Genomic DNA, 12,640 nt, shown 5'->3' with positions numbered 1-12,640 from the left:
TTAATCTTTCCAAGCCTCTGGCTCTCTGGTGGTTCTATATTTTCCCTCAATACAGTACGCTCGTGGCCCACTAATTGCTCCTGGCGGCGGTGGTAAAGTTCTACCTGCAATTTGTGGTTTAACGGGACTATATCCATCTGTTCCAACTTGGCGGTCAATGTAAACAATGCGTTTATCCGAACCAAAAACTTCAAAAAGACCTAATATTTTTTCATCTCTGTTATCAACATTGAAGATATTTGGACTAAACTGTGTTTCGGCAGGAACATCAAAAAGCGTCCCTGAGCTTTGTGTAACGTCTTTTATACTTCTGTAATAACGATACATTTTCTCAGAAATAGCTCTTTGCTCAATTTTCAAATAATAGTTTGTTCTGTCGTCATAAGGAATTCTCATGATTGGATAGTTCTTAATTTCTTGACCATTCAAGAGATTATCAGACAAAATATTATAAGTTGAACTGGTTAAAATATCAAAACATTGCGAACCACACAGATAATTTATCAACTCTGGCGATGACTGTCCGTAGGGATAGTTTGGTACTAAACTGCATCTGCCTAAATTATAATCATAGCCAATATTGCAACTCGCACAAAATAGTGTTCTTTCATAGTGCGTCCATTTCCATTGATAATACTGCCCCGTTTCTGGGGAATCCTTAAAGTCAACTGAAATGTCAAAACCAACACTTCTAACATCCGTTAATGGATAATTCGTTTTTACCGTAAAATTGGTATTGACTTTATCAATATTAGGAACTGCAATTAATTTCTCAGGCGTTGATTCATATTTTTTGCCATTTCTCAAATTAATGTGAAGCGTGTAAATATTCCCTACAACTCCTTGAAATTTAGCCGATGTTTCATAAATTCCATCTACTAATTCTGTCAAATTTTCTCTATTTCCTTTGTTATCCGTTATAAAAACGTCAGCACCTTTAATGGGTATATTTTCAATATTAATGCTCAAACTTGGCGATGAAGTTGATACTGTTACTCGGTGAGAGCCAATTTGATTCGACAAAGAACCTTCTACCGTTAGAAAAGCATCATTACTAATCTGTTCAAAATCACGTATTTCGGTTACACACGACCACATTCCCAATGTCGTCAGAGCAAAAAGATAGAATAAACGCTTCATGACGGTCATTTGAATTTAAAGTTATAGGCTAATGAAACTAAAGGAGAGGCAAATACACTTAATTGATACACTTTTGTTCCTTCTTTTCCGTTGGTAAAAAATACAGAATAAGGATTTGAACGTCCGTAAACATTATAAACCGTAAAAATCCAACTACCTTCCCAACGCTTTTCCTTCATACTCGGATTGGTAATCGTCCAAGAAAAATCTAAACGGTGATAATCAGGAATTCTATCATTATTTCTTTGAAGATACAATGGAAGTTGCTGACCATCAAGCGTGTATGTTCCCGTAGGCGATGAAAATGGTCGCCCTGTATTATACGCAAAAATGAACGAAAAGCTATTGTGTTTGTCTGGTTGTGCATTCAAAACGATATTTACCGTATGTGGTTTATCGTAATTTGAAGCGTACCAATTACCACCGTTAATTCGTTGCTCAGGATATTGCCCATTCGTTTGCTGAAACGACCTCGCATACGTATAACTAAACCAACCTGTCAATTCACCTTTCTTTTTAGAAATCATTAATTCTGTTCCGTAAGAACGTCCACGACCTGATAAAAGCTGTGTCTCTAAAGTCTGATTAAGTTGTAAATTAGCTCCTGAAACATAGTCAATTACATTACGTGTATCTCTAAAATAGGATTCTAAAGAAGCTTCCCAAACATTATCATTCCAAGTTTTGAAATACCCTAAAGATAAAAAATCACTGGTTTGGGGTAAAATATTTTCGTCCGCAATTTTCCAACGAGAAGTCGGTAATGGCGTTGTATTATTAGAAATTATCTGCAAAAATTGTTGCATTCTATTATACCCAAACTTCAATGAAGTCACAGTATTAAGCACGTAAACTGCGGTAAGTCGGGGTTCAAAACCTCCATAACTTTTTACAATTCCATCTTTTTGTTCCGATGAAAGCAAGGTAACCGATGAACGAGGCTCGCCTTCTTGATATTTTCTAACCTGCGAAGGTCCAAGATTTAAAAATTGGGTATATCTCAAACCAAATTGGAGTGTCAATTTATTATTTACTTTAAACTCATCATCGACAAAAAGTGATAATTCCATCGACTGCTCTTTTGCTAATTCAAGGCTTGAAATTTTAGAAACAATGTCTTTATTCAAAATTCCAGGATTCAAATCATATCTTACGGCATTAAAGCCAAAATTGGTTTTGTGCTTTTCACCCAAAGCATAATCGTAAGTAATCCTAAGATTTTGATATTGAATATTATTTCGTAATTCAATTCGGTTGATTGAATCAGGTGATTCCGTAACAGTTTTGTAATTGCTATACGCTCCAACGACTTCAAAACTGGCTTTTTCACTGATATATCTGTTCCATTTCAACGATAAATTTGTGTGTCCATATCTAAAATCCGTCTGCTTCGCAATCACATTTTCAAGGCTAAATAAAGAATCTACTCGATAAAAATCTTGACTAAAATATGAACTCAACGAAATTGTATTCTTTGCGTTTGGCTTGTAATAAACCTTATTGGCGACGTCATAGAAGTTCGCACGAGTATTTTTTAAATTATCAGGAGCAAACAATTTGAACCAAAAATCATTAAAGGAAATTCTGGCTGTACTCAATACTGATAATTTATTTTTAATTATTGGAATTTCAAGCAATACTCTATTAGAAATTGGCCCAACTCCCCCACTCATTTTAAACTTTTCCAGATTTGGGTCGAGCATTTTAATATCCAAAACCGAGGCAGTTCTACCTCCAAAACGAGCAGGTATTCCACCTTTATAAAGTTCTAACTCTCGAATACCATCGGAAGCAAAAATGGAAAATAAACCAAAAAGATGCGTTGGATTAAAAATGGGCGTGTTATCAATAAAAACTAAATTTTGGTCAACAGCACCACCCCGAATATTTAATCCGTTTGCTCCCTCACCTACTGACGAAACACCTGGAAGTGTTTGTAAACTTCTTAACACATCCACTTCCCCCATCATGGCAGGAATTTTCTTGATACCTTTCATACTCAATAAAGAAACGCCCAAAGATGGTGATAAAATATCTTTACGTGTAGCCACACTGGACACAATTACTTCTTCCAATTGCCTTGTGACATCTTCTAAAACAGCATCAATAACTGTATTTTTATTAAATTTCACATATAATCGAAAGGGTTTGTATCCAACGTGAGTAATTCTCACAACATATTCATCTTCGGGCAATCTCAATGAGTAATTTCCTAATGAATCACTCACTACACCTGTTTTACGTGAATCTAAGGCAATAGCTGCCCCTGCTAAAACCTTCCCCGTGCTGGCATCTTTTACATTTCCTCTGAGTAGATAGGTAGTTCTTTGTGCATACAACCCATTTCCTAAAAAAAGTAAAAGCCAAAATATTATTCCTCCATTAGTTCTCATCTTTTCTTTTTTTGATAGAATGTAAGTATGAACTATTATTTCATTATTTTCTATTTTTCAACTTTTTCATAAAATGTTGCTTTTTCATCAACTGTTATATAATCTATTTTAGGTCTTTTACTGATAAAATAACCTTTAACATCATAAGTTGGGCTTGTTTCATCTACTTTAGGATACTTTTTTGCTTTACCCTCAATCATCATTATTATTTTATCCTTCGTAAATGACTTTAAGGTTAAAAATCCAGATGCCATCAAATAGCCTTCACCCAATTTCTTGGCTTTATTTTTCATTCTTCCAATCATCACATTTGAAGAATATCCACTTTCTAAGATAACAGGAACACGTATTGGTCTTGCGGCATACCATTTATTTCCACCAAAGTGAATCATCACATTACTGTCAAATTGGTCATAATAACTGATTGTCACGTTTTTTTCCAGAATTTCTAAATGTCCTCCAAAAATACTTTCTTCTTTGTAGAACTTTTCGCCATTCATTTTAATAATAATTTTAGATTGATTATCCTTCAAAGACTGATAAACCTTTTCGCACATTTCCTCCTGCTCTTTCTCTGTAGATGAACAAGCAGTACAAAAACTTATCATTGCTAATATTGCGAAATATTGGAAAGATAAACTAAGGCACTTCTTCATTTTTTTACTGTTTAATATTAATTGGGTAAAATTACGTTTTATGTTTAATCAAAAAATGCCCGTTAAAACGAGCATTTTTTGATTGAATATGTTGCAAATGATTATTGATTAATAACCAATGTTTTGCTTCAAGTTTGGATTGATTTCCAATTCTCTTTGTGGAATAGGGAATACAACACGGTAAGCTGGAGATGCAGCAGTACGGTTTTGTACTGGAGCTGAGAATGTACCAAAACGAATTTGGTCATTTCTTCTCCAACCTTCCCAATACATTTCACGTCCACGTTCAGCTAAGATGTCAGCATCTGTCAAAGCAGTTAAAGCTTTAGTTCCACGAGCAACTCTCAAGTTATTGATGATTGTCAAAGCAGCAGCAGAAGCTTTATCTTTTCTGTACAATGCTTCAGCTTTCATTAATAACACGTCAGCATAACGGAAGAATACATAGTCATTACCTGGAGAATCAATATCAGATAAATCTGGAATATACTTAATTACACGTACACCTTCAGTTTCATTAGCATTTTTGATGTCAATAGCTGAAGTAAACACTAATGGTTTACCAGTTCTATCTGTCAAAGCAACTCCGCCTGCTCCAAATTGTTGACCAATCAAGAAACCTGCACGTAAACCTTTCACATCTGTTACACCTGGAATTGATGCACCAACACGGCTATCAGCTTTATCAAAACTGTTATAGAAGTCAGCTAAAGTTGTAAATCCGTTCCAACCTGATGGAGTTTGGTTGTAGTGAGTTGTCATATAATAACGGTTTCTTGGAGAAGAACCATTGTTATTACTTGCACCTTTCTCATTTGGAATAACAAAGATTAACTCTTTTGATTTTGAAGAGTTATCATAGTGGAAGTTATCAAAATAATTACTTGATAAAGAGAATTTACCAGAATTAATGATAGCATCAGCATTTGAAACTACCGCATCCATATCAGCAGCAGCAAAAGTAAATGGACCTGCTGCAGCATTTGGGTCTTGCGTAAATACAGCGTTATTCAAATATGTTTTAGCCAAAAGAAAAGCCGCAGCTTCTTTCGTTGCTAAACCTGAATTTGCACCAGTAGCGTTATCTAAAAGAGAGCTAACTTCTTTCAAATCAGCGATGATTTGAGCAGCAGCTTCTTTACGACTCAATGCCTTTGGTAAAGCACCTGGGTTAGCTAAATCTCTAAAAGCAACTTGACCAAATAAGTCAGTTGTATAGTACATATAGAATGCACGGATAAACTTAGCTTCTGCTTTTTGCTTAGCAGTAGCTTTTGCGTTACCTAACACTTCGTTAGCTAAAGCGTGACCTCTGTTTAAGTTATTCCAAGCAGCCAATACGTCATCACTTTGGTTTGTCCAAGTGTGCGTATGTAAGTTTCTCCATCTACCGTTATCGTCCCAGTCAGCACCTCTTGTTGGTCCTTGCATCTCATCAGATGGATGCTCTGTCAAAGCGTAAATTGCGGCTTGGTCAGTAAAAGTTCCTAAAGTTTGGTAAGCAGATTTTAACTGTAAATCTGGTTGTACGGATGAAACTTCAGATACACGGTCAAGAACTGCGTCATCTAAGTTACTACATCCAATTGTCCCTGTCATCAATATTGTGATTAGTGAAGGGATAACTATTTTATTAATGTTCTTCATTTTGATATCTTATATAATTTTTAATAAAATGGAATACTGATAGATTGTCTATCAATAATTATATTTATTAACGATTAGTCTAATAATGAGGTTTTAAATTTCTTTAAAAAATTTAAGTAATATTAGAAATTAGCACTAACACCCAAAGTAAATGCTCTTGCTTTTGGATATGAGATATAGTCAATACCCAAAGAAGGAATAGCATTAGCCCCTGTACCTCTTGCCGCAGCTGGGTTAGAGATTTCTGGGTCTAAACCTGAGTAGTTAGAAATCAACAACAAGTTTTGACCAGTCAATGAGATATTCAATGATTTAGCAAAGCTGTTTGCAGGTAACTTAACTGTGTGACCGATTGACAAGTTAGAGATACGGATAAAATCAGATTTCTCTAAATAGAATGTTGATGCCACTGGAGCATCTCCGTAAGCCTGACCAGTTGTGCTTGACAATGTGTAAGGAGTTACGTTGTTACCTTGTTTCAATGAACCTCTGTTCAATACAGCTGTTGCCGTGTTGTTATAGATATAACCACCTGACTGACCGTTGATGAAAAGACTTGCATTCCAAGAACCGTAAGTAAAGTTGTTAGTTAAACCCCAAACCATTGTAGGGAATGGACTTCCTTTGTATGATTTCTCTGCTGACAAAATTGTATTACCGTTTGAATCATATCCTTTGAAATCATTCAAGAAGAAACCATATAATGGATATCCTTGTGTGATTGGTTGGATAAATACACCTGATAAGCCTTGTCCGTATAAGTTACCTGTTTGGATAGTAGCAACGTCTAATTTAGCCACTTCGTTTTTCAAGAAAGTAGTATTAACACTTGCATCCCAACCTAACTTAGTACCTGCTAAGATTTGGTAGTTTAAGCTAAATTCAACCCCTGTGTTTCTGATGTCAGCAGGAATGTTTGCCCATCTTGTTGTTGCAACATCTGGTTGTGGTGCAGCAAAAGGGAATAACAAGTTGTTTGTACTTTTATTGAAGTAATCAACTGTACCTGTTAATCTTCCTTTCATTAAACCAAAGTCAAGACCTACACCATAAGCAGTAGTAGATTCCCATTTAATGTCTGGGTTTGGTACGTTTTCTTTAGAAATACCACCTGCACCAGAGTTAGGAGCGTAAGTAGCCAATGAAGTATTAGTAGGGAACTCTTGGTTACCTGTGATACCCCAGTTAGTTCTCAATTTCAAGTCAGAGAAAATCTCTTTTGGAATGAATGACTCATTCGATAAACGCCAAGCAGCACCAACTGATGGGAAATAACCATATTTATTGTTAAGACCGAATTTAGAAGAACCATCAACACGAAGCGTACCTGTTAATAAATACTTGTCGTTGAATGAATAGTTTACACGACCGAAATAAGACTGTAAGTCATACTGAGACTTTGCAGAACCTCCTGAGAATGCTTTCTGAGTACCGCTATTATCAACAAAGTTAAGGTTGTTAGATAAGTCGAAACCAGCTGGAGAAGTAAAGTAAAGAGCTTGAACATAATTACTTTGGTTTTCAAATTTCTGATAAGAGAAACCAGCAATCGCATCAATTTTAGATTTACCAAGAACAGTTTTGTAGTTCAAAGTATGTTCAATTGTAGTGGTTGTGATATAACGGTTAGCAATTCTTGAATAACCTTGGTTATTTGGAATGTTTACGCTAAATCCTGGCGTATTTGGTTGAACACTTGTTCTTGTTACACCATTTGAGTTATCTAAACCAAAGTTAGCTTTGTAAGTTAAATCTTTAGTGATGTTCCAAGTACCAGTGATGTTCATCAAAGTTCTTGCAGTGCTACCACCAATGTTGATTTGTTCTAATAAAGAAACTGGGTTACGGAAAGCAGGAGTTCCATTTGTAAAGTATGAACCATCAGCAGCAAGGATTGGATAAGTAGGGTTAGTTTGAATAGCTCTACTGATTACGTTACCTTCAAAACCGATGTCACCACCTGTTGCAGCACCTTTATCTTTAATTTGAGAAGTTGTCATAGCAACACCTAAAACCACTTTGTTATCAAATAACTTGTGAGTTGCGTTGATACGAGCTGTAACTCTTCCCATTGAAGTTCCTTTAACTGTTCCTTGTTGGTCGTTATAACCTAAAGAGAAGAAATAGTTAGTTGCATCATTTCCACCACCGTAGCTCAAGTTATAGTTTTGAGTAACAGCTGTACGATATACTTGGTCTTGCCAGTTAGTGCTTGAACCTGCGTTGATTGTTTTGTTATTAACATCCAAACCAGCTTTAGCAGCTTCTGTTAAGAAAGCACTTGTAGAAAGAACGTCATAGTTTTTATAGTTTGAAGCGATACTTGTACCGATTGAAACGTTCAAGTTACTCTGACCAGACTTACCTTTCTTAGTTGTAATTAAAACTACACCGTTTGCACCTCTTGCACCATAAATAGCAGCAGCAGAAGCATCTTTCAATACTGAAATACTTTCAATATCTGAAGGGTTCATGAAGTTTAATGGGTTTTTAGCAGCAACGTTACCGAAACCTGCACTACCATCTGCACCATCAACTGTACTTGAACCGTCTAAAGGAATACCATCAACTACGTATAATGGGCCATTACCTGAACGAATTGAAGTAGTACCACGAATACGGATGTTAATACCCGCTCCTGGCTCACCACTGTTAGGAGTCATTTGAACACCCGCAGCACGACCTTGTAATAATTGCTCTGGAGAAGCGATAACCCCTTGGTTAAAGTCTTTAGCAGTTAAAGAAGTAACACCACCTGTTGCGTCTTTTCTGGTAGTAGTACCATAACCAACAACAACAACTTCGTCAAGAGCCTTATTTTCCGAAACTAAAGCTACATTTAATTCAGAACGAGCACCAACCACAACTTCTTGCTTTCCATAACCTACAAAAGAGAAAACTAAAGTAGCATTAGCTGGAGCAGCAATTTTGTAAGCACCATTGATATCCGTTTGAGTACCTTTGTTTGAACCTTTTACTGAAATAGAAACACCAGGCATACCTGAACCGTCTCCTTTATCAGTTACTTTACCCGAAACTGTTTTGTCCTGAGCATAGATGCTTATAGACACAAGCATAGTGATAGCCATCAAAGCAGTCTTCAAAAGAGACTTTGATGCTACACCCTGTCGCACTGAGCGACCGAACCATCTGTAAAAATGATTATTCATAAGGTTTTGTTAAGATTGGAAAATGGTTAATGAAAAACTACAAACATCCACATATTTAATAACTGCTCTTCCGCAAGTTATGAGTGAAAACTACCAAAGCATTTACCTAAGTAAGAAGTGACGTGGGTTAGGCAAATTGGCATTTTCACAAGACTAAATATGAAATTGCTTTAAAATTATCTTACAAAATAGGAGAGAAAATTTCTATAATTCAATTTTTTTTTGAAAAAATTTTATTTACTCCATCATTAACTGAATCTAAGAAATTGTACTTATTTCGACTTTGCAAAGTTTAGCACATATTAGAACAGTGTTTGCAAAAGTTTGCAAAAGTATCTATTATCGTCGTTTTTAATGAATAATGCCACAAAATTACCTGTCCTATATTTTTATTTTATTGCATTATTCCAACATAAACTACCTTAAAAAATATTTATACTAACATCAGATTAAATTTATTGGTAATTTTGATGTGTAAAAATAGAACTTAGAAACGTAATATAATTCTTAGTATAATCCAAAATGACCAATCACAATTTACTCGCTCAACTTGCCACTAACTTAGAAGGTGAACTCCATTATGATACCGTAATGAGAACACTTTATGCAACGGATGCTTCAGCGTATCGTGAGATGCCGACAGCGGTGGCTATTCCTAAAACGATTAATGATATTAAAACATTAATCAACTTTGCTCGTGAAAATGGTTCATCCATTATTCCGAGAACAGCGGGAACTTCCTTAGCAGGACAGGTTGTAGGAAATGGAATTGTGGTGGATGTTTCTAAAAATTTTACTAAAATATTAGAAGTAAACAAAGATGAACATTGGGTACGTGTGCAACCAGGCGTTGTCCGTGATGTGCTGAATATGGAGCTGAAAAAGTACGGACTCTTCTTTGGCCCTGAAACTTCAACGGCTAACCGTGCCATGATTGGCGGAATGGTTGGCAATAATTCGTGTGGCTCAAATTCGGTGGTATATGGCTCTACTCGTGAACACGTGATGGAAGTAAAGGGGATTTTAGCGGATGGTTCTGAGGTTGAATTCAAGAGTTCTAATATCGGTGAATTACAGGAGCTATTGGCCATTGCCGAAAGAAAAAATGGTACAGCGACGCTTTCGGAAAAAATTTACCGAGAAATGAACAGCATTCTGGTTAAACCAGAAAACCAAACTGAAATCCGTAAAGAATTTCCAAAACCAAGTATTGAAAGACGAAATACTGGTTATGCTTTGGATATGTTACTAAACTGCGAACCATTTACAGAAGGAGGAAAACCGTTTAATTTTTGCGAATTAATCTCTGGTTCAGAAGGTACGCTTTGTTTTTTGACGGAAATAAAACTTCACGTAAACGATATGCCACCACCAGAAATTGGTTTGGTTTGTGGGCACTTTAATACTATTGATGAATCACTAAGAGCAAATTTGATTGCCCTGAAATATAAACCGTCGGCTTCGGAATTGATGGATCATTATATTTTGGAATGTACTAAAGCGAATAAAGAACATAGCCAAAACCGTTTCTTTGTACAAGGTGACCCAGGTGCGATTTTGGTGGTTGAATTACGTGGAGATTCTCATGCAGAAATTGAAGCCAAAGCAATTGCCATGGAAGCAGAAATGCGTGCTGCTGGTTTGGGTTATCATTTTCCTGTGGTTTATGGTGCTGATACCAAAAAGGTTTGGGATTTGCGTAAAGCAGGCTTAGGGCTACTTTCAAATCTTCCTGGTGATGAAAAAGCTGTTGCCGTTATTGAAGATACTGCCGTTGATGTGAATGATTTACCTGATTTTATCCGTGAATTCAATGAAATTTTAGATAAAAACAATCTGTATTGTGTACACTATGCTCATGCGGGTTCTGGAGAAATTCACCTTCGACCAATCATTAATTTAAAGACGGTTGAAGGAAATAAGCAGTTTAGATTAATTGCCGAAGAAATTGCGACTTTGGTTAAGAAGTTCAACGGTTCGCTTTCGGGAGAACATGGCGACGGACGTTTACGTGGTGAATTTATCAAGCAAATGGTTGGCGAACACAATTATCAGTTGATGAAGGATGTAAAACGCATTTGGGACCCGTATAATATTTTTAACCCAAATAAGGTAGTTGATACGCCTCCGATGGATACGTTTTTACGCTATACGCCTGGGCAACAAACACCTAAGTTTGAAACAACTTTCCGTTTTACCGACCAAGATATTTTACAACACGCCGAACAGTGTAATGGCTCGGGCGACTGCCGTAAAACACATCTTTCGGGTGGAACGATGTGTCCTTCTTATATGGCTACTCGCAACGAAAAAGAAACTACTCGTGCAAGAGCCAATATCCTGAGAGAATTCTTAACCCATTCTGATAAAGCTAACCGTTTCGACCATAAAGAAATCAAGGAGGTTTTTGATTTGTGTTTGGCTTGTAAAGGTTGTAAATCTGACTGTCCGTCGAATGTGGACGTTGCGAAATTGAAAATGGAGTTTTTACACCAATATTACAAAGAAAATGGTGTACCAATCAGAAGTCGTTTAGTAGGAAATTTTTCTAAATTATCAGGCTTATTTTCATATATCCCTTGGGCTTATAATTTAGTTTTTGATACGCCTGCATTACGTAAAATTGCGAATAACATCGTTGGTTTTCACCCTGATAGAACGATGCCTTTGTTGGCGAAGAAAACTTTTAAAAATTGGTTTAAAAGCCACGAAGGCACAAAAACGCAAAGAAAAGTTTATCTTTTTGTGGATGAATTTACTAATTATAATGACGTAGAAATTGGCATTACAGCGGTGAAATTATTGAACCGTTTGGGTTATGAAGTCATCGTACCAAATCACGTGGAATCTGGTCGTCCGCAGTTATCAAAAGGGCTTTTGGATGATGCTAAAAAATTGGCAAATCAGAATGTGAGTTTATTGAAAAATGTGGTTTCAGAAGATATTCCATTGGTCGGCATTGAACCTTCGGCAATCTTAACTTTTCGTGATGAATATCCTGATTTAGTGGATGAAAATTTATTAGAAGATGCTAAAAAACTGTCCAATAATGTCTTCATGATGGAAGAATTTATTGCCAAAGAAATTGATGCAAAACGTATTTCAAAAAGTGCTTTTACGACCGAAAAACGTTTGGTAAAATTGCATGGGCATTGTCAACAAAAATCACTTTCAAGTTTAGTTCCTGCCAAGAAAAGCCTCTCATTACCAACCAATTATGAAGTTCAAATTATTCCATCGGGTTGTTGCGGAATGGCAGGTTCATTTGGTTATGAAAAAGAACATTTTGAACTTTCAAATCAGGTTGGAGAATTGGTACTTTTCCCAACTATTCGCCAACAAGCCAACGATGTAATTATTGCTGCTTCTGGAACAAGTTGCCGTCACCAAATCCACGATGGAACTGGTAGAACTGCTAAACACGCTGTGGAAATTTTGTTTGAAGCATTGGTATAAGTAAGTTCATGAGTTTATGAGTTTTAAGTCATGAACTTACTACTCATAAACTCATCATTTTGTCCCGTCCTAAAATAGGTTGACTTTTTTGATTATTTGTAAACTTAGAAAAGTCCAAGTTGTTGTCCAAATTTTTGTTTGTTAATTGTTCTTTCATCGACGTAAATATTCATTTTAA

The 12,640-nt window shown here is 36.1% G+C and carries 6 protein-coding genes; 1 reads left to right on the top strand and 5 read right to left on the bottom strand.

Annotation, left to right across the window (positions count from 1 at the left end; genetic code table 11):
* The 5 genes from VB796_RS22210 to VB796_RS22190 form a co-directional block, all read right to left on the bottom strand.
* On the bottom strand, positions 1-1,140 hold the full coding sequence (locus VB796_RS22210; protein WP_323348791.1) for a DUF4249 domain-containing protein: 1,140 nt from the start codon (positions 1,138-1,140) through the stop codon (positions 1-3).
* 5 nt (positions 1,141-1,145) lie between these two features.
* Complete coding sequence (locus tag VB796_RS22205) at positions 1,146-3,533, bottom strand: TonB-dependent receptor (RefSeq protein ID WP_323348790.1); 2,388 nt, start codon at positions 3,531-3,533, stop codon at positions 1,146-1,148.
* 50 nt (positions 3,534-3,583) lie between these two features.
* The gene (locus VB796_RS22200) at positions 3,584-4,189 is read right to left on the bottom strand and encodes a hypothetical protein (RefSeq protein ID WP_323348789.1); all 606 of its coding nucleotides are present in this window, start codon (positions 4,187-4,189) and stop codon (positions 3,584-3,586) included.
* 108 nt (positions 4,190-4,297) lie between these two features.
* Positions 4,298-5,836, bottom strand: a complete 1,539-nt coding sequence (locus tag VB796_RS22195; protein ID WP_323348788.1) for a RagB/SusD family nutrient uptake outer membrane protein — start codon at positions 5,834-5,836, stop codon at positions 4,298-4,300.
* Positions 5,837-5,958: 122 nt separating this feature from the next.
* A complete protein-coding gene (locus VB796_RS22190) occupies positions 5,959-9,006 on the bottom strand; it encodes a SusC/RagA family TonB-linked outer membrane protein (RefSeq protein ID WP_323348787.1) in 3,048 nt (1,015 codons plus the stop codon).
* A 522-nt stretch (positions 9,007-9,528) separates the two neighbouring features.
* Between VB796_RS22190 and VB796_RS22185 the strand changes: the two genes are divergently transcribed.
* The gene (locus VB796_RS22185; protein WP_323348786.1) at positions 9,529-12,462 is read left to right on the top strand and encodes an FAD-binding and (Fe-S)-binding domain-containing protein; all 2,934 of its coding nucleotides are present in this window, start codon (positions 9,529-9,531) and stop codon (positions 12,460-12,462) included.
* Positions 12,463-12,640 lie beyond the last annotated feature (178 nt).

The sequence above is a fragment of the Arcicella sp. LKC2W genome (genome assembly GCF_034931005.1).
Taxonomy (GTDB): Bacteria; Bacteroidota; Bacteroidia; order Cytophagales; family Spirosomataceae; genus Arcicella.
The sequence above is the reverse complement of the archived record's forward strand: the minus strand, read 5'-3'. Positions and strand labels throughout refer to the sequence as shown.